The organism is Ensifer sesbaniae (assembly GCF_013283665.1).
In the GTDB taxonomy this organism is placed as follows: domain Bacteria; phylum Pseudomonadota; class Alphaproteobacteria; order Rhizobiales; family Rhizobiaceae; genus Ensifer; species Ensifer sesbaniae.
In genome coordinates, this window is the sequence record NZ_JABEKU010000001.1 from 2,064,340 (window position 1) to 2,085,212 (window position 20,873).

25 protein-coding genes are annotated in these 20,873 nt (G+C 63.4%); 15 read left to right on the plus strand and 10 right to left on the minus strand.

Features of this window, described 5'->3' with window-relative positions; translation table 11 throughout:
• Position 1: 1 nt before the first annotated feature.
• Positions 2–433: an NUDIX domain-containing protein gene (locus BHMPCIPO_RS10025; protein WP_173516591.1), complete on the plus strand. Its 432-nt coding sequence runs from the start codon at positions 2–4 to the stop codon at positions 431–433.
• 67 nt (positions 434–500) lie between these two features.
• On the opposite strand, the gene BHMPCIPO_RS10030 is transcribed toward BHMPCIPO_RS10025, so the two are convergent.
• From BHMPCIPO_RS10030 to BHMPCIPO_RS10060, 7 genes are all read right to left on the minus strand, one after another.
• Positions 501–818, minus strand: a complete 318-nt coding sequence (locus BHMPCIPO_RS10030; protein WP_173516592.1) for a TfoX/Sxy family protein — start codon at positions 816–818, stop codon at positions 501–503.
• A 4-nt stretch (positions 819–822) separates the two neighbouring features.
• The gene (locus BHMPCIPO_RS10035; protein WP_173516593.1) at positions 823–2,439 is read right to left on the minus strand and encodes an NTP transferase domain-containing protein; all 1,617 of its coding nucleotides are present in this window, start codon (positions 2,437–2,439) and stop codon (positions 823–825) included.
• On the minus strand, positions 2,436–3,143 hold the full coding sequence (locus BHMPCIPO_RS10040) for an XdhC family protein (protein ID WP_173516594.1): 708 nt from the start codon (positions 3,141–3,143) through the stop codon (positions 2,436–2,438). Before BHMPCIPO_RS10040 ends, BHMPCIPO_RS10035 begins: the two co-directional genes overlap by 4 nt.
• A 2-nt stretch (positions 3,144–3,145) precedes the next feature.
• Entirely contained in the window at positions 3,146–3,478 is a 333-nt protein-coding gene (locus BHMPCIPO_RS10045) for an XdhC family protein (protein ID WP_173516595.1), read from the minus strand.
• 23 nt (positions 3,479–3,501) lie between these two features.
• Entirely contained in the window at positions 3,502–4,758 is a 1,257-nt protein-coding gene (locus tag BHMPCIPO_RS10050) for a vWA domain-containing protein (RefSeq protein WP_376741632.1), read from the minus strand.
• Position 4,759: 1 nt separating this feature from the next.
• Positions 4,760–5,689: an AAA family ATPase gene (locus BHMPCIPO_RS10055; protein ID WP_173516596.1), complete on the minus strand. Its 930-nt coding sequence runs from the start codon at positions 5,687–5,689 to the stop codon at positions 4,760–4,762.
• Between the two features lie 126 nt (positions 5,690–5,815).
• On the minus strand, positions 5,816–6,265 hold the full coding sequence (locus tag BHMPCIPO_RS10060; RefSeq protein WP_173518138.1) for a flavin reductase family protein: 450 nt from the start codon (positions 6,263–6,265) through the stop codon (positions 5,816–5,818).
• A 328-nt stretch (positions 6,266–6,593) separates the two neighbouring features.
• On the opposite strand from BHMPCIPO_RS10060, the gene BHMPCIPO_RS10065 reads away from it, so the two are divergent.
• From BHMPCIPO_RS10065 to BHMPCIPO_RS10095, 7 genes are all read left to right on the plus strand, one after another.
• Positions 6,594–7,682: a branched-chain amino acid ABC transporter substrate-binding protein gene (locus BHMPCIPO_RS10065; protein WP_173516597.1), complete on the plus strand. Its 1,089-nt coding sequence runs from the start codon at positions 6,594–6,596 to the stop codon at positions 7,680–7,682.
• Positions 7,679–8,686 (plus strand): P1 family peptidase, encoded by a 1,008-nt coding sequence (locus BHMPCIPO_RS10070; RefSeq protein ID WP_173516598.1) that lies wholly within the window; start codon positions 7,679–7,681, stop codon positions 8,684–8,686. Before BHMPCIPO_RS10065 ends, BHMPCIPO_RS10070 begins: the two co-directional genes overlap by 4 nt.
• A gap of 75 nt (positions 8,687–8,761) precedes the next feature.
• Complete coding sequence (rpe, locus tag BHMPCIPO_RS10075) at positions 8,762–9,439, plus strand: ribulose-phosphate 3-epimerase (protein ID WP_173516599.1); 678 nt, start codon at positions 8,762–8,764, stop codon at positions 9,437–9,439.
• A complete protein-coding gene (locus BHMPCIPO_RS10080) occupies positions 9,436–10,179 on the plus strand; it encodes a DUF2259 domain-containing protein (protein ID WP_173516600.1) in 744 nt (247 codons plus the stop codon). The genes rpe and BHMPCIPO_RS10080 overlap by 4 nt, the downstream gene beginning before the upstream one ends.
• Entirely contained in the window at positions 10,176–10,733 is a 558-nt protein-coding gene (locus BHMPCIPO_RS10085; protein WP_173516601.1) for a hypothetical protein, read from the plus strand. The genes BHMPCIPO_RS10080 and BHMPCIPO_RS10085 overlap by 4 nt, the downstream gene beginning before the upstream one ends.
• A gap of 62 nt (positions 10,734–10,795) precedes the next feature.
• On the plus strand, positions 10,796–12,097 hold the full coding sequence (purB, locus tag BHMPCIPO_RS10090) for an adenylosuccinate lyase (protein ID WP_065373606.1): 1,302 nt from the start codon (positions 10,796–10,798) through the stop codon (positions 12,095–12,097).
• A 255-nt stretch (positions 12,098–12,352) separates the two neighbouring features.
• On the plus strand, positions 12,353–12,658 hold the full coding sequence (locus BHMPCIPO_RS10095; RefSeq protein WP_173516602.1) for a PilZ domain-containing protein: 306 nt from the start codon (positions 12,353–12,355) through the stop codon (positions 12,656–12,658).
• Between the two features lie 99 nt (positions 12,659–12,757).
• Here BHMPCIPO_RS10095 and BHMPCIPO_RS10100 read toward each other — a convergent pair whose 3' ends face one another.
• Positions 12,758–13,573 (minus strand): DUF2189 domain-containing protein, encoded by an 816-nt coding sequence (locus tag BHMPCIPO_RS10100; protein ID WP_173516603.1) that lies wholly within the window; start codon positions 13,571–13,573, stop codon positions 12,758–12,760.
• Between the two features lie 259 nt (positions 13,574–13,832).
• Between BHMPCIPO_RS10100 and BHMPCIPO_RS10105 the strand changes: the two genes are divergently transcribed.
• Both BHMPCIPO_RS10105 and BHMPCIPO_RS10110 read left to right on the plus strand, forming a co-directional pair.
• A complete protein-coding gene (locus BHMPCIPO_RS10105; protein WP_173516604.1) occupies positions 13,833–14,387 on the plus strand; it encodes an RBBP9/YdeN family alpha/beta hydrolase in 555 nt (184 codons plus the stop codon).
• Between the two features lie 204 nt (positions 14,388–14,591).
• The gene (locus BHMPCIPO_RS10110; RefSeq protein ID WP_173516605.1) at positions 14,592–17,126 is read left to right on the plus strand and encodes an EAL domain-containing protein; all 2,535 of its coding nucleotides are present in this window, start codon (positions 14,592–14,594) and stop codon (positions 17,124–17,126) included.
• 43 nt (positions 17,127–17,169) lie between these two features.
• On the opposite strand, the gene BHMPCIPO_RS10115 is transcribed toward BHMPCIPO_RS10110, so the two are convergent.
• Entirely contained in the window at positions 17,170–17,484 is a 315-nt protein-coding gene (locus tag BHMPCIPO_RS10115; protein ID WP_173516606.1) for a DUF1476 domain-containing protein, read from the minus strand.
• Positions 17,485–17,715: 231 nt separating this feature from the next.
• Here BHMPCIPO_RS10115 and purC point away from each other — a divergent pair, with 231 nt between their 5' ends.
• Genes purC through BHMPCIPO_RS10140 form a run of 5 tightly spaced genes read left to right on the plus strand, consistent with a single transcriptional unit; the run spans position 17,716 to position 20,451 of the window.
• Complete coding sequence (gene purC, locus BHMPCIPO_RS10120; protein WP_173516607.1) at positions 17,716–18,480, plus strand: phosphoribosylaminoimidazolesuccinocarboxamide synthase; 765 nt, start codon at positions 17,716–17,718, stop codon at positions 18,478–18,480.
• Positions 18,481–18,497: 17 nt separating this feature from the next.
• Complete coding sequence (gene purS / locus BHMPCIPO_RS10125) at positions 18,498–18,740, plus strand: phosphoribosylformylglycinamidine synthase subunit PurS (RefSeq protein WP_034794427.1); 243 nt, start codon at positions 18,498–18,500, stop codon at positions 18,738–18,740.
• A gap of 20 nt (positions 18,741–18,760) precedes the next feature.
• Complete coding sequence (locus BHMPCIPO_RS10130; RefSeq protein ID WP_173516608.1) at positions 18,761–19,318, plus strand: RNA 2'-phosphotransferase; 558 nt, start codon at positions 18,761–18,763, stop codon at positions 19,316–19,318.
• Complete coding sequence (purQ, locus tag BHMPCIPO_RS10135) at positions 19,315–19,986, plus strand: phosphoribosylformylglycinamidine synthase subunit PurQ (protein ID WP_173516609.1); 672 nt, start codon at positions 19,315–19,317, stop codon at positions 19,984–19,986. The genes BHMPCIPO_RS10130 and purQ overlap by 4 nt, the downstream gene beginning before the upstream one ends.
• 57 nt (positions 19,987–20,043) lie before the next feature.
• A complete protein-coding gene (locus BHMPCIPO_RS10140; protein WP_173516610.1) occupies positions 20,044–20,451 on the plus strand; it encodes a hypothetical protein in 408 nt (135 codons plus the stop codon).
• 144 nt (positions 20,452–20,595) lie between these two features.
• Here the strand turns inward: BHMPCIPO_RS10140 and BHMPCIPO_RS10145 are convergent, their stop codons facing one another.
• Complete coding sequence (locus tag BHMPCIPO_RS10145; protein WP_173516611.1) at positions 20,596–20,850, minus strand: DUF1127 domain-containing protein; 255 nt, start codon at positions 20,848–20,850, stop codon at positions 20,596–20,598.
• Positions 20,851–20,873: the final 23 nt, after the last annotated feature.

Here is a 20,873-nt window from a genome sequence, read left to right on the forward strand (position 1 = left end):
CATGGGCCTGCCGGGCATCGATTTTCCGGGTTTCGGCTGCGGACTTGCGATCGTGCGCGATGGCAAAATCCTGCTTTACAAGCGCGTTAACGCGCCGGAAGCCGAACATTGGAACATCGTCGGCGGCAAGGTCGATCACATGGAGCGCTCGGACGCCGCCGCGCGGCGCGAGGCCGAAGAGGAAAGCGGCCTCAATATCCGTTCGAGCGAGTTCCTGTGCCTCAGCGAACAGGTGATCGAGGCTGACCGCCAGCACTGGATTTCGATGATCTACGTGTCCCGGGATTTTGCCGGCGAGCCTGAACTTACCGAGCCGCACAAGCTCTCCGCTTTCGGCTGGTTCGACCTCGATGCCCTGCCCCAGCCGCTGTCACGTTTTGCGGCCGATGCCGTCGATGCGCTGCGGAAGACGGAACGCGGCGCTACCACCTAACCAGACGTTGTCTGAGCCAATGGCTTTCCTGGAACCGGACCGCAAGCGCGACCCAAGGCTGATCGCTCTACTTTTTCGATCGTAGCGCCGCGTCATAGGCACGCCGCGCCCAGCGCGCCATTTCGTCGGGATCGTCGAGGGCGTCGTCCGGGATGCTCCAATAGGGCATCTTCACCGGCTTCCCCTTGCCTTCATAGGCCCATTGCCGGGAACCGGCCGCTTCGAAGGTTGGGGCCGTCTGCTCGTCGCCTTTCAGCAGGATTTCACCGTCGACTTCGAGGGCGAAGATCACGCCTTGGCAATAGATGCCCTTGCCACCAAACATCCGTTTGATGGTCACCGGGCCGAGCGTCTCGAACATCTCCTCGATCGCAGCATTGTCCACGCGTTCATTCCTCCAGGATACCGCCCGCAGCCATGATTTGCTCCGGCGTGTCGAGGTCAAGGCGGGCGGCCGGACCCAGCTCGACATCGATGACCGGTAGGCCGCATTTCTCGATGATGTGCCTTGCGCCAACGTCTCCAACCAACTGCCTGACGGCGGAGAAGGTTTGTCTCGGCAGGATGACCGGATTGCCGCGTTGGCCGTCGGCCGTTGCCCGAATGACGGCACGGCCGCCTTCGGCAGAAAAACGATTGAGGAGCTTACGCAGGTCGTCGGTGGAGACATCTGGCATGTCGGCAAGCATCACCAACATGCCGGCGGCCCGCTCGTCGATCGCCGAAAGACCGGCCGTCAGAGAGGAGGCCATCCCGGATAAGTAGTCGGGATTCGAGACGAACTTCGCCGGCAGGTTCTCCAGCGCGGCGCGGATATCGGTCTCGCGACGGCCGGTGACCACGATAACCCTGCCGGGCGCGGCTGCGATCGCCGCCTCGACACTGCGGCGGACCAGCGGCACGCCGTCAAAGGTCGCCAGCAGCTTGTGTCCACAGTCCGCTCCCATGCGGCTGGCGCGGCCGGCAGCCAGAACCACGATCTCGACCGGCCCTGTCGGCAACGCCGTTGCTTTTTCGCGCGGTTGCGGTCGGGTCGGAATTTCGCCCAGCAAGCCACCGACGCCAAGGCCGGTAATGTCGTCGAAGCTCGGCCACTCGCCTGCGAGAATGCGGTCGAGAATCCAGTCAAAGCCGTTTTCACGCGGGCTGCGGGCGCATCCGGGCGCGCCGATCACCGGGATCTCGCCGACACGGCCAAGTACGAGAAGATTGCCCGGATCGACGGGCATGCCGACGTGATCGACGATGCCGCCTACCCGCCGGACGGCCGCGGGAATCACATCGTCCGGGTCGGCGACGGCGGAAGCGCCGAAGACCACCAGCAGGTCATGATCCGCCTGCAACTCGTCGATTGCCGCGGCGACCGCGCTCTCGGTGTGGGCGACGCGCCGCTCGGTCAGAAGCTCGCTTCCAGATTGCCGCAGGCGCGCTGCCAGGATGGCTTTCGTCTTGTCCATCACTTGAGGCTTCAGCGTCGGCAACTGAGTTGCAATCAGGGCCGCCCGCCGCGCCGCGAAGGGTTTCACCTCGAAAGCGGCATGGCTCCGGAGCAATCTCTGGGCTTCCTCGACGAAACGACCGGCGACTGCGAGCGGAATGATCTTGATCGTCGCGACCATATCGCCGGCCTGCACCGGCACATGGTCGGCAAGGCAGGCAAGCGTGATCGCCGGATCGATGCGGTTCAATCGGTCGACGGTCTCGCGTATGGCGACGAAGAGGCCGGCAACCCGTGAGTAGACGTTGACCCGCCCGGTCGCCGCCTGGGAGAAACGCAGGTGATCGGGTGCAATTGCCGCTGCAATGCGCGTGGCGGCCTCGTCTTCCATGAGGTCGCCGGCATCGAGGCGCGCGACGACCACTTCCAGCGTGCCGCAAGCGGTCAAGGCGGCGACATCGGCGGACGAAAGCCGGCGGCCCTTCGCCAGCCGGGATTCATCGGTTTTCACCGCATGCGCCAGGATGGCGCCCTCCGCTTCGCTGGTCTTGACCGGCCCGAACCTCACGCGATCGCTCCTTTGATCTGGCTGGTATCACGGCGCCGTAGCGCTTCGATGATCTCGGCGAGGATTGCGACGGCGATCTCGGCCGGGCTCGCCGCAGCGATATCGAGGCCGATCGGCGCACGGATGCGGCCGATCTCGGCATCGGAAGCGCCGGCCCGCCGCAACCGCTCGACCCGCGTCGCATGGGTTTTCCGGCTTCCGAGCGCGCCGACGTAGAAGCAGCCCGCTGCAAGGGCCGCGCGGATCGGCTCGTCATCGATCTTCGGATCATGGGTGACGGCCACGAGCGCAGTGAAGCGATCAAGCGGCCTCTCCTTCAAGGCATCCTCGGGCCATTCGGCGATGAGTTCGACGCCTGCGAAGCGTTCCGGCGTTGCGAAGGCCGTGCGCGGGTCGATGATTGTCAGGTCGAAACCGGCAACCGGCGCCAGTTGCGCCAAGGCTTGCGAAATATGGACGGCGCCGATGACGACAATGCGTGGCGGCGGCAAATAGACGTTGAGAAAGAAGGAGCCCTGCTCCGTGTCCACGATCCCGGCCTTGCCGGATTGCAGAGCGCGCCCGACCGCGGCGCGCCAGGTTTCGGGACAGTCATCGCCCTCAAGATAGATCAGGCCGCTGCCGCCGGCGAGGTCGCTGACGGTAACGGCGGCCCGACGCGCCGAACGCGCCGCATTGAGTGCCTCGAGGATCTTCCGTTCCATTGCTAACCATCGACCCGTTCGACAAGGACCCGGATTCGGCCGCCGCAGGAAAGCCCGACGCGCCAGGCGGTCTCATCGGCGACGCCGAAGTCGAGAACCTTTGGCGCGCCCGAAGCGATCACGTCTGCCGCTTCGGTGATGACGGCGCCTTCGACGCAGCCGCCGGAAACCGAGCCCTGAAAATTGCCCTCGCCGTCGATCACCAGATGGCTGCCGACGGGACGCGGCGCCGAACCCCAGGTTTCGATCACGGTCGCAATCGCCACCTCCCGCCCCTCCCTCACCCAGGCTTCGGCGATATCGAGGGGATCCAGAACATTTTTAGCTGCCAGCATCTTCCACCCTCCCGCCGGATCGATCACCGTGATCCGAGGAACCGCCGCGGGTCTGCCTGCCGGGAGCTTCGCCCGGAAAGCGCCTTCACCAGTTCCCCAATCGATTCAAGATTGTGCACCGCCCGGAATTCGTCAACATGCGGCAGCATCGCCCTGACGCCGCGAGCACGGGCCTCGAAGCCCTCGAAGCGCAGCAACGGATTGAGCCAGATCAGCCGACGGCAGGACCGGTGCAACCGGTCGATTTCGACTTCAAGATCGCCGACGTCGTCACGCTCGAGGCCATCGGTGATCATCAGCACGATGGCGCCTTGCCCAAGGACACGCCGCGACCAGCGTCTGTTGAATTCATGCAGCGTTTCGCCGATGCGCGTGCCGCCCGACCAGTCCCTGACTGCGGCAACGCAGTCGTCGATTGCGGCATCGGGATCGCGATTGCGTAACTGGCGGGTGACGTTCGTCAGCCGTGTGCCGAACAGGAAGGTGTGCACCCGCCGCCGCTCCTCGGTCAGCGCGTGCAGGAAATGCAGAAAGATGCGGGTGTACTGGCTCATCGAGCCGGAGATATCGGCAAGCACGACGAGCGGCGGGTGCACGACACGCCGCTCCCGGAAGCGCGGAAGGATCAGTTCCCCGCCGAAACGCATGGCGTCGCGCATGGTGGTGCGAGGGTCGATGCGGATCTGCCGCGTCGACGGACGAAAGCGGCGCGTGACGACCCGGTCCAGCGGCAGCGTCAGCGCCGCAAGCGCGCGCTTCGCCTCGGCGAGCTCGGCAGCGCTCATCTGGGCGAAATCGGCCCTGCGCAACAGTTCGTGGCCCGAAACCGTGAAGCGCGCGTCGATATCGATCTCGGGCTCGTCACGCGATGGCCGATCCATTTCGTGCCCGGAAAGCAGCGCATCACTGACGCGGGTCTCACCCGCCCGCCGCTGTTGCCGCTCGCTCTCGCGCTCGGGCGCCAGCGGCGACATCATCGCGATCATCTTCTCGACGAGGCCACGTGAGCGCCAGAACAGCCGAAAAGCCTCATCGAACACCGGCTGGTCCTCATGGCGCTTCACGAAGACACATTGCAGCGCGGCGTAGAAGGCGTCCCGGCCGCCGATGCCGATCAGCGCCACCGCATCGATGGCGTCGGCAATCGCCCCGGGCCCGATCTTGATGCCGGCGCGACGCAGCGCCCGCGCAAAGAAGACGATGTTGTCGGCGAGCCGCCCGTCACCTCCCCCCATCGGCGGGAGAATGGCGCCATCCCTGTGCTGCTCCCGCTCCTCCATGTCAGCCCGCCGCCAGCAATTCCGCCTTGACTTCGGCGAGCAGCTTGCGCCCTTCGGCCCCCTCTATCCTGGCGATGTCGTCCTGGTACTTGAGCAACGTTCCGAGCGTATCGGCAATCGTCTCCGGGTCCAGCGCCAGCCGGTCGAGCTCCGTCAGCGCCGTTGCCCAATCGATCGTTTCGGCGACGCCCGGGTTCTTGAAAAGATCGATCGTGCGCAGCCGCTGTACATAGGCGATCACTTCCCGCGAGAGTGTCGCGTTGCAGCCGGGAACCTTGCGGCGGATGATTTCCAGCTCCTGCGCCGCCTTGGGGTAATCGACCCAATGATAGAGGCAGCGCCGCTTGAGCGCGTCATGGATTTCGCGCGTGCGGTTGGTCGTGATGATGACGATTGGCGGTTCGTCCGCCCGGATCGTGCCGAGTTCCGGTATGGTGACCTGGAAATCGGACAAAACTTCCAGCAGGAAGGCTTCGAAGGCTTCATCTGTCCGGTCGAGCTCGTCGATGAGAAAGACCGGTGCGCGGCCCGCATTGGACGAAATTGCCTGGAGAACCGGGCGGCGGATCAGGAAACGTTCGGAAAAGATATCGCTTTCGACGCGCTTGCGGTCGACCTTGCCGGTTGCTTCCGACAGGCGGATTTCCAGCATCTGTGCCGGATAGTTCCATTCGTAGACGGCCGAGGCGACATCGAGGCCCTCGTAGCATTGCAGCCGGATCAGCGGCCGATCGAGCGCCTTTGCCAGAACCTTGGCGATCTCGGTCTTGCCGACGCCGGCTTCGCCCTCGAGAAATAGCGGGCGCTTCATCCTGAGCGCGAGAAACAGCACGGTCGCGAGCGCCGTGCCGGCAAGATAGTCGTGCGCCTCCAGAAGCGCCATCGTCTCTTCGATGGACTGCGGCAGGCCTGTTGTCGCCTGTGTCGCCATGTCTCCTCCGCGATGGCTCGAATCGATCGCTCGATGCTGGCGAGAGAATGAATTCGCCCGGCCAACTCAAAGACTTACGGCGATCTTTTCATGTCGCGATGGGCACGAAACCTCGCCACGTAAAACTTATAGCGAGTGGTATCCGCGGTCCACATAAATGAGCGGTGGCCGCGGCGGCCCGATCGCGACATCAACGACCTCGCCGAAGAGCACCAGATGTGTGGCGATCGTCTTTACTTCGATGAGCCGGCAATCGAACGAAGCGATCGCGTTGGCGAGGATCGGAGAGCCTGTCGTCAACTTGGTCCACCGCGCAAGGGCAAAGCGCAATTCCATGTCGAGCTGGTCACGGCCTGAAAAGGCGTGTGCCACGGCGCGATGCTCGTCACCCAGCAGGTTGAGCGCGAAACTGTCGCTGCGCGTGAAGATCTCGTTGCGCGGGTTGGCGCCGTTCAGGCAGGCGAGAACCGTCGGCGGACTGTCGGACACGGAGCAGGATGCGGTGACGGTGACACCGCGGCGCTCGGCGCCGTCCGCCACGGTGATGATCTGCACGTGACCGGCCAGGCGACTCATCGCGTCGCGGAAACTGATGGGGTCCAGCCTGGTCTTGTCCAACACTTCTTTCTCCGAGCGAAGTCAGCCACATACATAGACAGTACCGGAAAATATGAAACCCGCTGCAAGGAGAATCTTGCAGATCTGCGACATGGCTGCGACGCGGATAGTGCCATCCGCATCCGAAGTCACATCTTTTCCTTTGACGCGGCAGGGCACATCCTTAAAACATGCGGCCACTACCGTGCCGCGCGCCCGTGGTAACCGGCACGGATAAGGCAATGTTTGGGCTCGCCGTGGATTCAGGATCCCTCCGATCCGGAAGATGCGGCAGCGGAGAAAGTGAATGCTTCGATCGATCGTCGCCAGCCTCGTCGTGGCCGGACTGGTACAGGCCGCACCTGCCGCGGCAGCCGGTATCAAGGTCGCGGTCGTCGCACCGGTCGAAGGTCCGTTTGCGCTTCTCGGCAAGCAGATTATCGATGGTGCCGCGTTCCAGGCCGGTGATCGCGGCAGTGAGATCGTCGTCATTCCCGAGACCTGCGATACCGCCGGCAACGAGGCACTGACGAAGGCGTTGCTTGCGGCCGGCGCCGAAGCGGCGATCGGGTTCCTCTGCACCGAAAGCCTCGACGCCACGCTTCCGGCGCTCGCCGAAGCGGGCCTTCCCGCCATCACTCTCAGCGTGCGTTCCGACATCCTGATGGAAGATGCGCTGAAGAAGAAGTGGCCGCTCTTCCGCCTTGCGCCGAGCGGTAATGCCGAGGCTTCGAGCATCGTCGACACCATCACTCAACGTTGGAAGGGCAAGCCGATCGCATTGATCGACGACGGCACCATCCACAGCAGGGAACTGGTCGAGAGCGTTCGTTCTGCCCTCGGCGACATAGGACTGACCCCGGTCTTCACCGACACCTATCGGCCCGCTCAGGAGCAGCAGATCAGCCTGGTGCGGCGACTGGTGAAGAGCGGCGCGACGCATGTCTTTACTGGTGGCGACAGACAGGACACGGCGGTGATCGCGCGCGATGCGCAGGGCCAAGGCGCGAGCCTCACTCTGCTCGGCGGCGACACGCTGAACGCCGCCGATCTCACTGTGCCGCTTGCCGATGGCGTGCTTGCCGTAACCCTGCCGGACGCATCGCAATCGCCGGAGGGCAAGCCGGTCGCGGATGCGCTTCGCGCCGCCGGAACCGAGCCGGATGGCTACGTCTTGCCGGCCTTTGCCGCCGTCTCCCTGCTCGAACAGGCCAAGGACCAGGCCGAGAAGGACGACAAGCCCCTGCTCGACGCATTCGCCAAGGGACCCTACCCGACCGTGCTCGGCCCCATTGCCTTCAATGCGCAGCACGAGCGCGCCGAAAATCCCTATCGCCTGATGCAGTGGCAAGGCAGCCGCTTCGTGCTGGCGCCCGCCGAAGGAGCCGCCCGATGATGCGTACCGGACCGCTGAACCTGATTACCGACGTCGCGGGCCTGGCGGTCGGCAATGCCGAGGATCACCGGCTGAAATCGGGCGTCACCGCCATCGTCTGCGACCCGCCGGCGACGGCTGCGGTTCAGGTCCTGGGCGGTGCGCCGGGAACGCGTGAGACCGATCTGCTCGACCCGCACAACACGGTGCAGACGGTCGACGCCCTCGTGCTTTCGGGTGGTTCGGCCTTCGGCCTCGACGCCGCGTCCGGGGCCCAGGCAGCGCTGAGAGAAATGGGCCGTGGCTTTGCCGTCGGTCCGCACCGGATACCGATCGTGCCGACCGCCATCCTGTTCGACCTGATCAATGGCGGCGACAAGGATTGGGGACGCTACCCGCCCTATCGCGAGCTCGGCTTCGAGGCGGTTCGCCGCGCCGGCCCCAAGTTCGCAACCGGGACCGCGGGCGCCGGAACCGGCGCCCTGACCGCCACCTTCAAGGGCGGTCTCGGCTCGGCGTCGACCGTCCTGCCAAACGGTATCACCATTGGCGCGCTCGTTGCCGTCAACGCGCTCGGTTCGGCAACCGTCGGTGACGGCAGGCACTTCTGGTCCGCGCCCTTCGAGATGGACGGTGAATTCGGTGCGCTTGGCCTGCCGCATCCCCTGCCCGCCGACGCCGCTGACATTCGCATCAAGTTCCGCGACCGGCAGTCCGCGGCGGCGAATACGACCATCGCCGTGATCGCGACGGATGCCGTGCTCACCAAGGCCGAAGCAAAGCGCTTGGCAATCGCCGCCCACGACGGTTTCTCCCGGGGTCTCTGGCCGGCGCACACACCGCTCGACGGCGACCTGATCTTCGCGCTTGCCACCGGCGCCAGCGGCAAGACCCCGACGCTCGAGGATTTCATCGACCTCGGCGCGGTGGCGGCGTCGACCATGGCGCGCGCCATTGCCCGTGGCGTGCACGATGCGACGCCGGCGGATAACGACCTCATGCGCTCCTGGTCTGAAGGCGCCTGACGCAGCTTTGATCGCCGACATGTTGTTTGCGCGGTCCGCCGGTGCTATTGCGCGGAAAACACGCTGGAGTGCGCCATGACCCATCCCATCCGCATTGCCCCGTCGATCCTGGCGGCCGATTTCTCCAAGCTCGGACAGGAAGTCCGCGATGTCGTCGATGCCGGCGCCGACTGGATCCACCTCGACGTCATGGACGGTCATTTCGTGCCGAACATCACCTTCGGGCCCGATGTGATCAAGTCGCTGCGCCGCTACACCGACGCGACCTTCGATTGCCACCTGATGATTTCGCCGGCGGACCCGTTCCTCGAAGCCTTTGCGAAAGCCGGCTGCGATATCCTGACCGTGCATGCCGAAGCGGGCCCGCATCTTCATCGCTCGCTGCAGACCGTTCGCTCGCTCGGCAAGAAGGCCGGCGTTTCGCTCAACCCGGCAACGCCGGAAAGCGCGATCGAATACGTGCTCGATCAGGTCGATCTCATCCTCGTGATGACCGTCAACCCGGGCTTTGGCGGACAGAAGTTCATCGACGCCACGGCTGAGAAGATCCGCCGCATCAAGGCGATGATCGGCGACCGGCCGATCGAGATCGAAGTCGATGGCGGCATCGCGCCCGATACGGCGGCCATTGCCACCGGCGCCGGCGCCAACGTCCTCGTTGCCGGTTCGGCGATCTTCAAGGGCGGCTCCGTCGAAGCCTATCGCGCGGCGATCGAGGCGATCCGTAAGCCGGCAGAGAAAGCCTATCGATGAAGACACGCGCGGCAGTATCCGGCGTGCTTTTCGCGGGCGCTGCGGCCGTCGCAGCGCCGGCCTTAGCGGGCGATTATGCCGCGCTCCAGCCGATCGGCTTTTCGGCCGACGGCAATATCTTCGCCTTCGAGGAGTATGGTGTTCAGGATGGCTCCGGCTTTCCCTATTCGACCATCTACGTGATCGACACGCGCAACGACAGCTTCCTGCCTAGCGCGCCGGTGCGTGCCGTCGGCCGCGAGGATGGCAGTCCGCTCTCCAAGGCGCGTCATGAGGCCCGCCGCCGCGCGGCACCGTTGATCGACGCCTATCGCCTGGCCGACGCACCCGGATTGCTCGCTGCCTTCAATCCGATCACCGAGGCGAACGCCGAGCCGCTGGGATTGACTTACGATTCCTTTGCGGCCGACGAAGGGTTCCGCGAGACCTATTCGGTGGCGCTCGAAGAGAAGACCTTCGAGCCGGAAGGCATCTGCAAGGATTTCCTCAAGGAAGTGAAGGGCTTTCGCCTGTCGATGACGATGAAGGCGGGCACGCCGGCGACTGATGTCCTGCAGGACGATAACCGCATACCGGAGAGCCGCCGCTGCCCGACCGGCTACCAGGTCGGTGGCGCCGTCACCCACAGGAATGACGACGGCTCCGAAACCCATGTCATCATGGTTCTCGTCAAGTCGCTCGGCTTCGAAGGCACGACCGATGGACGCTGGATCGCGATCCCTACCCGGATCGCGAAATGAACGACGCGGCCGCCGGCGTCGAGGCAAAAGCAGATCTGGTGCCGCACGGCGCCCTGCAGCGCGGCCGGCTCGCACAATCCCTTCCGACAATGCGGGAGCTTCTCATCGGTGCGCCGCTCTGGGGCGGCGCGATGATGCTTTCGGCCTGGTGCGGGCTCTGGCTTCGTGAGCGTGCTCTCACGTTTCATCTGTCCGAACTGCTTCTGATCTTTGGCTCCGGGGCGCTTCTGGCCTGGGCGCCATCGCTGTTGCTCGCCCGATTGGCAGCCCTGGGCCGCGGGCCCGAAACACGTTTTGCGGCCTACCTCTTCTTCCTTTCGCTCGGAACCGTCGCGATGACGGCAATGCTCTACGCCCTCGACTACCGGCAGTTCTACGCCCAGTGGCATGCGCCTGCCGGCAGCAGGACCTGGTTTTTCCAGTTCGCCTTCACCTCGCTCATCGCTTTCTACCAGTTTCTGGTGCTCGGGCTTCGCCTCTATCTGCCCATCGGCGGTGCTATACTCGTCGGCGTCAGCCTGTGGCTGGCAAAAGGCCGGCGCCAATGGCGTTGAGCTTCACGGCTATCTTTGCTAGAGGCACGGCCATCCTCCACTGACGACGAAAGCTAAAGCCCATGATCCCGCGCTACTCCCGTCCGGAAATGGTGGCCATCTGGTCGCCGGAAACCAAGTTCCGCATCTGGTTCGAGATCGAGGCCCATGCCTGCGATGCGCTTGCCGAAATCGGCGTGATCCCGAAGGATGCCGCCCGCACGATCTGGGAAAAGGGCGGCGCTGCCACCTTCGACGTCGCGCGCATCGACGAGATCGAAGCCGTCACCAAGCATGACGTCATCGCCTTCCTGACGCACCTTGCCGAATTCGTCGGCCCGGACAGCCGCTTCATCCACCAGGGCATGACGTCGTCCGACGTGCTCGACACCTGCTTCAACGTGCAGCTCGTCCGCGCGACCGATCTGCTGCTTGCGGACCTCGACAAGCTGCTCGAAGCGCTGAAGCGCCGCGCCTTCGAACACAAGGACACGGTGACGATCGGCCGCTCGCACGGCATCCATGCCGAGCCAACCACCTTCGGCGTCAAGCTGGCGCTTGCCTATGCCGAGTTCGACCGCTGCAAGCAGCGCCTGCTGGCCGCGCGCGAGGAAGTCGCCACCTGCGCGATCTCCGGCGCCGTCGGCACCTTCGCCAACATCGACCCGCGCGTGGAAGAACACGTCGCCAAGGCGCTCGGCCTGAAGCCGGAACCGGTTTCGACCCAGGTCATCCCGCGCGACCGTCATGCCATGTACTTCGCGACCCTCGGCGTCATCGCCTCGTCGATCGAGCGCCTGGCGACGGAAATCCGTCACCTGCAGCGCACCGAGGTCCTCGAAGCCGAAGAGTATTTCTCGCCGGGCCAGAAGGGTTCGTCGGCAATGCCGCACAAGCGTAACCCGGTTCTGACCGAGAACCTGACGGGCCTTGCCCGCATGGTCCGCGCCTTCTCGGTACCCGCCATGGAAAACGTTGCCCTCTGGCACGAGCGTGACATTTCGCATTCGTCCGTCGAGCGCATGATCGGACCGGACGCGACGGTGACGCTCGACTTCGCGCTCGCTCGCCTGACCGGCGTGATCGACAAGCTGCTCGTCTACCCCGAGAACATGATCAAGAACATGAACAAGTTCCGCGGTCTCGTGCATTCGCAGCGCGTGCTGCTGGCGCTGACCCAGGCCGGCGTTTCGCGTGAGGATGCCTACCGCCTCGTGCAGCGCAACGCCATGAAGGTCTGGGAACAGGGCAAGGACTTCCTCGAAGAACTGCTGGCCGATACGGAAGTCCGCGCAGCGCTTTCCGAGGAAGACATCCGCGAGAAGTTCGATCTCGGGTACCACACCAAGCACGTCGACACGATTTTCAAGCGTGTCTTCGGCTGAGCCTGACAACGTGCGGGTCACGCGCCCGCGTTGCGTCTCATGAATATGCCCGCATTTGGCGCAGATCGCTCAAATGCGGGCATTTCTTTTAGCGCGATGTTCAGTGATCGCGTGCGACGATCTACTGCATGTCTCCTTAAATCGACCTCGATTTGGGGACGAAGACATGCAGCAAATTAAAGTGCTACAGCGACCTTTGCGCGTCTGATAAGACGCGCGGCGCTGTAGGCCGGTCAATTCAGGTTCGGGGAACACATGGCCTACAAGGACAGCACGGAGCGTACGGGGGTACGCACACAGACCAAGATCACCGGCATGGTCACCTGCAAGACCGGGTCAAGCAACGGCGTCGTCAAGGACCTTTCGGACGAAGGCATCTGCTTCCAGCTCTATTTCGACATCGGCGCCAGAACCGGACAGGAAGTGACGATCCGGAGCGAAGAACTGGGCTTCCTGACCGGCATGGTGCGCTGGTGCCGCGGCGACAGGATCGGCATCAAGCTCAATCTGTCGTCCAACACGGCGGCCCAGATATCGTCCTATTACAAGCACTTTCGCTAGACCGGTCGACGCCGACACCGTCAAGCGCCGCAAGTCAATTGACCTGCGGCGCTTTTCGCTTTGAGAGGTCGCGCCGATCTTCGCCGGGCGGCGCCAGGCCTATCGTGTACGGGGGCGCGGACCGGGTTCCACAATCTTGCGATAGAGATGCCATGTGGCATGGCCGAAGATCGGCATGATGACGGCGAGGCCGACGAAGATCGGGATCGATCCGATCACCAGGCCAGCCGCGATGATGAAGCCCCAGAGCGCAACGGGTACCGGATTGACCAGGGTCGCGCGGATCGATGTCTCGACTGCCGCGACCGCGCCGACGTCACGATCGATCAGCAACGGGAAGGATACGACCGTCGTCGACAGCACGATGACGGCGAAGACGAAGCCGACGGCATTGCCGACGAGGATCAGGTTCCAACCCTGCTCGGTACCGATGATGCCATTCCAGAAGGCGGTGATCGAAGCCGGCGGTTCGGCTCCGAAGATTTGTACGTAGAGCGCCTGGGCTACCAGCAGCCAGAGGATGAAGACCACGAAGAGCATGGCAGCGACGGCCATGATCGATGGCAAGGCCGGGGAGCGATGCAGGCGAAGCGCATGCGGCCATGAATAGTCCATACCGAGTTCACGCCGTCGGCTGATCTCGTAAAGGCCGATCGCCGCGATGGGGCCTATGAGGGCAAAGCCCGAGACCAGCGGATAAAGCAGCGGCAACATGTTCGCGCCGGCGCTCCAGGTGATCAGCACGACGCCGGCAATCGGGTAAATCAGGCAAAGGAAGACGTAATGCGACGGCTTCTCGCGAAAATCGTCAAATCCGAGACGCAGGGCGTCGAACACATCCGAGACGCCGATCTTTTTTATCCCGGGGTGGGCGACACTCGCGTCCGGCCCCGACAGAACATGGAATGTTGTCATGGCTCACACTCCTCAACGAACCCGAGCGGCCACGGAACAGCGATGCGACGAAACAAAGTCGCACCAACCGCGACCGTCACGCCGATTATACAGAAAATGAAGGCGCTGTCGCCTGCCGCATGTTTCATTGGATCGTCGCCGATTTCGGAGAAAACATGCATCACTTCCGAAATCTTGCCGCGACCATAGCGCCTCTCAAGTGGCCCGCGGCGCCGCGGGCCTTGACTTCGGCCGCTTTCAGCGCCACATCGCGGCGATCATGAAAGTATCCGACGCCCATATCCTCATCGTCCCTGGCTATACCAACTCCGGACCGGAGCACTGGCAGACCCGCTGGGAGCGCAAGATGTCCACCGCGCGCCGCGTCGAGCAGGCCGAGTGGGCAAAGCCCGTGCGCGAAGATTGGGTGGCGCGCATGGTCGAAGAGGTCAACGCCGCCGAGAAGCCGGTCGTCATCGTCGCCCATTCGCTTGGCGTCGCGACTGCGGTGCACGCCCTGCCCCATATCAACAAGCCGATCGCCGGCGCCTTCCTCGTCGCGCCACCGGACGTGGCCAATCCGACGATCCGCCCGAAACATCTGATGACGTTCGGCCCCTATCCGCGTGATCCCTTGCCGTTCCCGTCGCTGATGGTCGCGAGCCGCAACGATCCTTTCGGCTCCTACGATCACGCCGACGACATTGCCAACGCCTGGGGTTCGCTGCTCGTCGACGCCGGCGAATCCGGCCATATCAACACCGAGTCCGGACATGGTCCCTGGCCGGAAGGCACGATGGTGTTCGCCCAGTTCCTGAGCCGCCTGAAGCCCTGACCCTTCGGCGAGCTGGTTGATGGCCCCTTAATCCTGCAACTTCCCGTTAATCCGACGTTCATTGTCCGCCGTCATCATCGGTCGGCATGGCAGCGCGACTCGTCCTCGAAGGGGCGTCGAGCGCTGTAGAATCTTGATTTGCAGCCTGATTTCCGGCCCTCAGTGCCTTGGAATTTGCGGCCGCAAACGCTGGATATGGGATACGTGGCCGTCAACGAAGGTCTCACCAAAGGTGCGCGTGGTGCGCCGGCAAATTTGGATGTCCTCACGCAGGCCGCCCTGGAGCGCTTGCCGGCCGGGGCAATCATTGCCAATGATCTGGGCCGGATCATAACGACCAATGCGCGCGCCGGTGAATTGCTGCTAAGGACGCCAGCTTCGCTGCGGAGAGCCCTCCTCGGAGATCTCGTCCTGGATGAAGACCAGCCCCTGTTGCCGGGCCGGGATAGATTGCCGCCGGCGGCTACGTCGTGCACGACGCTCCGCTTCGAAAGCCTCTCCGGCCCCTTGCCGATGCTCGTCTCCTGGTCGCCGGTGTCTTTCGCCGAACAGGACGCCTTTTTCCTGCTGATGCTCCCGGTCCAAGATCTCGTCGACGAAATCGCCGGTCTGCGCAATGACGAAACCCGCTGGAAATATGCGCTCGACAGCGCGCTTGAAGGCGTCTGGGACCACGACTTCGAAACCGGTAACCTGTTTTACTCCACCACCTGGAAGCGGCTCCGTGGCCTGCCTGACGATGCCGAGGTCGACGGGACCCTTGAGACGTGGATCCAGAACGTCCATCCCGACGACCGCGCGCATGTGCGGGCCGCAATCGAGCGGCAGGATTCCGGCGAGGCTGTATTCAACACCTTCGAGTACCGCGAGCGCCACGCGGACGGGCATTGGGTTTGGATCGAGAGCCGCGGTGCGTCCGTTGGCTATTGGCCGGATGGCCGGCCCAGCCGCATCATCGGCACCGACACGGACATTACCGCCCGCAAGGAGGCGGAGGCGCGGCTCGAAGAGGTCTCGCGCCGCCTGAGACTCGCGCTCGACGTCTCGAAGATCGGCGTGTTCGACTTCAACCTCGACGCTGAGCGTGATGACTGGGACGAGCGCATGTTCGAGATCTACGGCCTCGATCCAAGCGACGGTCCGCCGAACTCCGAGGCTTGGGAAAACATGCTGCATCCCGACGACCGCGACAAGGCCATCGCCCGGACGATCGAAGGGATCGCCTCCGGCAAGCCCTACAGCAATGCCTTTCGAATCGTGCGGCCGGACGGCTCGATCCGGCATATCCGCTCCAATGCCGCGACCTATGTCGATCATCGCGGCACGCGAAAGCTCATCGGGGCGAATTGGGATGTCACCGAAGACGTCGCCTTGCAGGAGGAGTTGCGCCAGGCTCAGGCCTCCGCCGAGGCGCGCAACCGCGAGCTCGAGCAGGCGCGGGTCAGGATCGAATACAACGCCCTGCATGACTATCTGACGGATCTGCCCAACCGGCGCTACCTCGATCAGATGCTGGCGGAGAATGTCGCGGTCAACGCCATCCTGCATATCGATCTCGATCGTTTCAAGCAGATCAACGACACACTCGGGCACCAGGCCGGCGATGCCATGCTGAGCCACGCGGCAGCCATCCTTCGCGCGCATGCCCGACACGACGATTTCATTGCCCGGATCGGCGGCGACGAATTCGTCATTCTATGCCGCGGGGGACGAAACCTGCCGCAGCTCTCCGAACTCGCCGAGCGCATCGTCCACGCCTTCCGTCGCCCCATTCCCTATGAGGGCCAGCTCTGCCGCCTGGGCGCAAGCATCGGCATCGCCTGGAAAGGGCACGACGATTTCGATGCGAAGCAATTGTTGATGAATGCCGACATCGCGCTCTACCGGGCAAAGAGCCTCGGCCGCGACCGCGTCGAGGTCTTCTCCGAGCAGATCCAGACACAGATCCTGACGGCCAAGCGGATTGGCGACGACATCCGCCTGGCGATCGAGGAAGGGCAGTTCACGGTTTACTATCAGCCGCAGTTCGATGCGACTTCGCTCGAGATCACCGGCGTCGAGGCGCTGGTGCGGTGGAACCATCCGGAGCGCGGCGTGCTCGCGCCCTTCCACTTCCTGAAGGTCGCGGAGGAGATCAATGTCCTGCCGGCGATCGACCGCAAGGTCGTGGAGCTTGCCTATGCCGATTTTCAGTCGTGGCGGCAGGCCGGCTTCGCCATTCCCAAGATCTCAGTCAACATGTCGTCGCCACGCCTGCGCGATCCCGGCCTGATCGCCGACCTGCGGGATCTGCGGATTCCGCCTGGCGTCCTCTCGTTCGAATTGCTCGAATCCATCTTCCTCGACGATCCGGAGGATGAAATCGCCGAGACGATCTCGGCCCTCGGCGCTCTTGGCATCGAGGTGGAGATCGACGACTTCGGCACCGGGCACGCCTCGATCATCGGCCTGCTCAACCTCAACCCGGCGCGGCTCAAGATCGACCGGGCGCTGGTCGGGCCGATCACGGAGAGTGCGAAACAGGCCAAGCTCGTCCGCGCAATCATCGACATTGGCCATTCGCTCAACATCGAGGTCGTCGGGGAAGGCGTCGAGACCTGGGAGCATGCGGCAATGCTGCGCGATCTCGGCTGCGATGTGCTGCAGGGTTATGCGCTGGCCCGGCCGATGGACCGGCTGGAACTCGAGCGGCGCCTGCGGCGCGGATGGAAGCCGATCTTCGGCAAAGCCGACAGGTAGCCCGGCCCGATGGCCGGGCGGTCGCCGCGAGCGTGCTCGTCTATCAGCTGTTCTGTATCTGCTGGATCGCTTCGGCGAGAAGCTCGAGCATGCGCTTGCGGATTTGCTCTTCCGTTTGGGCAACCCCCGCGGCATCAAAATCCGCCTTGAGCTTGCGGATGATCTCTTCATGACCGGCACGCTCGAAGTCAGCGGTCACCACCTCCGCGGCATAGGCTTCGGCATCGGGCTTGCCGAGCAGGCCGGCAGCCCAGAGACCAAGCAGTCTGTTGCGGCGCGCCTCAGCTTTGAACTTCTGTTCTTCGTCCAGCGCAAACTTCGCTTCAAAGGCTTTTTCGCGATCCTGGATAGTGGTCATCGATTGATCTCCTTGAGAATTCGGTGCCTTGAACAGTTATCGCCATAACCAAAATGGAGGTCAAACTGAATTGCGTCGTTTTCGGGTTTCGCGACTTTCATGCTACCCTCTGCAAATCAGGGGGACGGAAAAGATACGCCGATTGTGAAATCCGTTCTTTTCAGCTATGGACCCCGGGAGATATTCCACGAGCGCGACCCAAGAGCGCCAACAACCACAGAGACAGAATCCATGAATCGTCGCCGCCGTATCTACGAGGGCAAGGCCAAGATCCTCTATGAGGGTCCGGAGCCGGGCACGCTCATCCAGTTCTTCAAGGACGACGCGACCGCCTTCAACAAGAAAAAACATGACGTCATCGACGGCAAGGGCGTGCTGAACAACCGCATTTCCGAGTACATCTTCACGCATCTCAACAAGATCGGCATCCCGACGCACTTCATCCGCCGCCTCAATATGCGCGAGCAGTTGATCAAGGAAGTCGAGATCATCCCGCTCGAAATCGTCGTGCGCAACGTCGCCGCCGGCTCGCTGGCCAAGCGCCTCGGCATCGAGGAAGGCACCGTCCTGCCCCGCTCGATCATCGAGTTCTACTATAAGGCCGACGCGCTCGATGATCCGATGGTCTCCGAAGAGCACATCACCGCCTTCGGCTGGGCAAGCCCCCAGGAACTCGACGACATCATGGCGCTTGCCATCCGCATCAACGACTTCCTTTCGGGCCTGTTCCTGGGCGTCGGCATCCAGCTCGTCGATTTCAAGATCGAGTGCGGCCGCCTGTTCGAGGGCGACATGATGCGTATCGTGCTGGCCGACGAGATCTCGCCGGATAGCTGCCGGCTCTGGGACATCGAGACTCGCGAGAAGCTCGACAAGGACCGCTTCCGCCGCGACCTCGGCGGCCTCGTCGAGGCCTACCAGGAAGTCGCCCGCCGTCTCGGCATCATGAACGAGAACGAACCTGTGCGCGGCACCGGTCCGGTTCTGGTGAAATAACTTCGGGGAAAATCAAAGTGATCAAGGCACGTGTAACCGTGACGCTGAAAAACGGCGTTCTCGATCCGCAGGGCAAGGCAATCGAAGGCGCTCTCGGCGCGCTCGGCTTCGACGGCATCGGCCAGGTCCGCCAGGGCAAGGTCTTCGATCTGCAGATCGAATCCGCAGACAAGGCCAAGGCCGAGGAAGACCTCAAGGCCATGTGCGAAAAGCTGCTCGCCAACACGGTGATCGAGAACTACAGCATCTCGTTCGCCTGATCTGCTTGAGGGTGCTGCCGATGTCGGCGCAAAGTCAGGATACGGCAGTATCGAAGTTCATGAGCTATATCCTGCGGCATGCGCCGCAGGAAGCCGGCCTGAAACTCGATGCTCAGGGCTGGGTCGCCTTTTCTGATCTGGCTGCAGCCGTAAGGGCACGTTTCGGCATCGGCGACGAGGATTTGCTGCGGATCATCGAGCAAAATCCGAAGCAGCGTTTTACGCTGGCCGGCGAACGCATAAGAGCGGCCCAGGGCCACAGCGTCACGATCGACATCGGGCTTGAGGCTCGGGTGCCGCCCAAGGCGCTGTATCACGGCACCCAGGCGGACAAGGTCACTGCCATCCTGAATGTCGGTCTCTTGAAGATGGATCGCCAGCATGTGCATCTGTCGACCGACCGGATGACAGCGGAAACCGTTGCGAAGCGCCGGCGCGGCCAGTCGGCGATACTGAAAATAGATGCCGAGCACATGCATTTGGACGGCGGGGTATTCTTCCTGTCGGAAAACGGTGTATGGCTCACCGAAACTGTAAAGCCAGATTACATCTCGCCGCTAACGGAGACAGAGATATGAAGTCAGCCGTCGTCCAGCTTCCGGGCCTCAACCGCGACCGCGACATGATCGCGGCCCTCACCAAGATTTCCGGCAAGGCTCCGGTCACCGTCTGGCAGACGGAGACCGACATTCCGGATGTCGATCTGATCGTCATTCCCGGCGGCTTCTCCTATGGCGACTATCTGCGCTGTGGCGCGATCGCGGCGCGCATGCCGGTCATGCAGGCGATCAAGGCCAAGGCGGAAAAGGGCGTCAAGGTTCTCGGCGTCTGCAACGGCTTCCAGATCCTCGTCGAGGCCGGCCTCCTGCCCGGCGCGCTGATGCGCAACGCCTCGCTCAAGTTCGTCTGCCGCGAGATCAAGCTCGAAGTGGTCAATGCCGAGACCGACTTCACCCGCGCCTATTCGAAGGGCCAGATCATCCGCTCGCCGGTCGCCCACCATGACGGCAACTATTTTGCCGACGCCGAGACGCTGAAGACGATCGAAGGCAACGGCCAGGTGGTGTTCCGCTATGCCGAAGGCACCAACCCGAACGGCTCGATGAACGATATCGCCGGCGTGATGAATGCCGGGGGCAACGTGCTCGGCATGATGCCGCATCCGGAAAACCTGATCGAAGCGGCACATGGCGGCTCTGACGGCCGCGGTCTCTTCGCATCGGCGCTCGAAGTAATCGCCGCTTAACCATCCGGCTGATAGAAGGCATCTCCGACCCATCCCCAAATGCGATCGAGACCGTCGATGCCTTCATTCTTCCCTGGACGCCTGACCGGCCTCGCCTGTGCGACGCTTGGCCTGACCCTGCTCGCAGCCTGCCAGTCGCCAAAGCCGCCGGCGCCAAGCCCGAATACGGCCGCGCTGCCGACGATGGAGCGCGTGGCGCTTGGTGCCAACAGCTGCTGGTTCAAATCGGGCGATCCGGAGTTCAAGTCCTATCGCCTGGCGCCCGAGCTCAATTCCTTCTCCGGCCGCCCCCGCGTTCTGATCGTGCCGCGCAAGTCGCCGGAGGCCCGACCGCTCGCCGTTGTTCAGGCCGAGGGTAACCCGGCACGCCTGCAGGCCTTCGGGCCGTTGATGAGCGAACCGGTCGGCACGCGCATGGCCACCGATATCAAGCGCTGGGCCGCCGGCGGCCAGGGCTGCAAATAGCCCCAAGGCGAATTGTCGAATCGATGCAAGGGCCGGCCGTCCTGAGGGCGCCGGCCCTTGGTGTATTGTCCGTCAGTCGTTTCCGACCCAATAAGGTAAAGCATGCCGTTGTCGCAAAACGGTTGCGCAGCTTTGTCGACATTCTCAGCGCCAGAACGGCACAGCCGACTCCCGGCGCGCATCCTTCGCGGAAACGCCGATATCCTTAAGTTGCCAGTCGCTCATTTCCCCGAGGGCCAGACGGCCGCGCCGCTTCGCCGCCAGTTCGCAATAAAAACCCCAAAGTCGCCTAAGCACGCTCTCGCGCTGTTGCGAATAATCGCCGCCCAGCAATGCGCTGCTGCACGCGACGGACTTAGCACCCGGGCGGGACAAACAAATTGTATCGATTGTACTCATTGATAACCCCAATGCAGCGATTG

What these genes read in the sequence shown, in the direction of transcription:
- BHMPCIPO_RS10060 (WP_173518138.1), bottom strand. Translation starts at nt 6,265, where the DNA reads ATGAGTCGCCTGGCCGGTCACGTGCAGATCATCACCGTGGCGGACGGC.
- BHMPCIPO_RS10140 (WP_173516610.1), top strand. Translation starts at nt 20,044, where the DNA reads ATGCCTTCATTCTTCCCTGGACGCCTGACCGGCCTCGCCTGTGCGACG.
- BHMPCIPO_RS10100 (WP_173516603.1), bottom strand. Translation starts at nt 13,573, where the DNA reads ATGACAACATTCCATGTTCTGTCGGGGCCGGACGCGAGTGTCGCCCAC.
- BHMPCIPO_RS10095 (WP_173516602.1), top strand. Translation starts at nt 12,353, where the DNA reads ATGGCCTACAAGGACAGCACGGAGCGTACGGGGGTACGCACACAGACC.
- BHMPCIPO_RS10145 (WP_173516611.1), bottom strand. Translation starts at nt 20,850, where the DNA reads ATGAGTACAATCGATACAATTTGTTTGTCCCGCCCGGGTGCTAAGTCC.
- BHMPCIPO_RS10080 (WP_173516600.1), top strand. Translation starts at nt 9,436, where the DNA reads ATGAAGACACGCGCGGCAGTATCCGGCGTGCTTTTCGCGGGCGCTGCG.
- BHMPCIPO_RS10025 (WP_173516591.1), top strand. Translation starts at nt 2, where the DNA reads ATGGGCCTGCCGGGCATCGATTTTCCGGGTTTCGGCTGCGGACTTGCG.
- BHMPCIPO_RS10070 (WP_173516598.1), top strand. Translation starts at nt 7,679, where the DNA reads ATGATGCGTACCGGACCGCTGAACCTGATTACCGACGTCGCGGGCCTG.
- BHMPCIPO_RS10040 (WP_173516594.1), bottom strand. Translation starts at nt 3,143, where the DNA reads ATGGAACGGAAGATCCTCGAGGCACTCAATGCGGCGCGTTCGGCGCGT.
- BHMPCIPO_RS10055 (WP_173516596.1), bottom strand. Translation starts at nt 5,689, where the DNA reads ATGGCGACACAGGCGACAACAGGCCTGCCGCAGTCCATCGAAGAGACG.
- purQ (WP_173516609.1), top strand. Translation starts at nt 19,315, where the DNA reads ATGAAGTCAGCCGTCGTCCAGCTTCCGGGCCTCAACCGCGACCGCGAC.
- BHMPCIPO_RS10130 (WP_173516608.1), top strand. Translation starts at nt 18,761, where the DNA reads ATGTCGGCGCAAAGTCAGGATACGGCAGTATCGAAGTTCATGAGCTAT.
- BHMPCIPO_RS10105 (WP_173516604.1), top strand. Translation starts at nt 13,833, where the DNA reads ATGAAAGTATCCGACGCCCATATCCTCATCGTCCCTGGCTATACCAAC.
- BHMPCIPO_RS10085 (WP_173516601.1), top strand. Translation starts at nt 10,176, where the DNA reads ATGAACGACGCGGCCGCCGGCGTCGAGGCAAAAGCAGATCTGGTGCCG.
- BHMPCIPO_RS10115 (WP_173516606.1), bottom strand. Translation starts at nt 17,484, where the DNA reads ATGACCACTATCCAGGATCGCGAAAAAGCCTTTGAAGCGAAGTTTGCG.
- BHMPCIPO_RS10065 (WP_173516597.1), top strand. Translation starts at nt 6,594, where the DNA reads ATGCTTCGATCGATCGTCGCCAGCCTCGTCGTGGCCGGACTGGTACAG.
- BHMPCIPO_RS10045 (WP_173516595.1), bottom strand. Translation starts at nt 3,478, where the DNA reads ATGCTGGCAGCTAAAAATGTTCTGGATCCCCTCGATATCGCCGAAGCC.
- BHMPCIPO_RS10050 (WP_376741632.1), bottom strand. Translation starts at nt 4,758, where the DNA reads ATGGAGGAGCGGGAGCAGCACAGGGATGGCGCCATTCTCCCGCCGATG.
- rpe (WP_173516599.1), top strand. Translation starts at nt 8,762, where the DNA reads ATGACCCATCCCATCCGCATTGCCCCGTCGATCCTGGCGGCCGATTTC.
- purC (WP_173516607.1), top strand. Translation starts at nt 17,716, where the DNA reads ATGAATCGTCGCCGCCGTATCTACGAGGGCAAGGCCAAGATCCTCTAT.
- purB (WP_065373606.1), top strand. Translation starts at nt 10,796, where the DNA reads ATGATCCCGCGCTACTCCCGTCCGGAAATGGTGGCCATCTGGTCGCCG.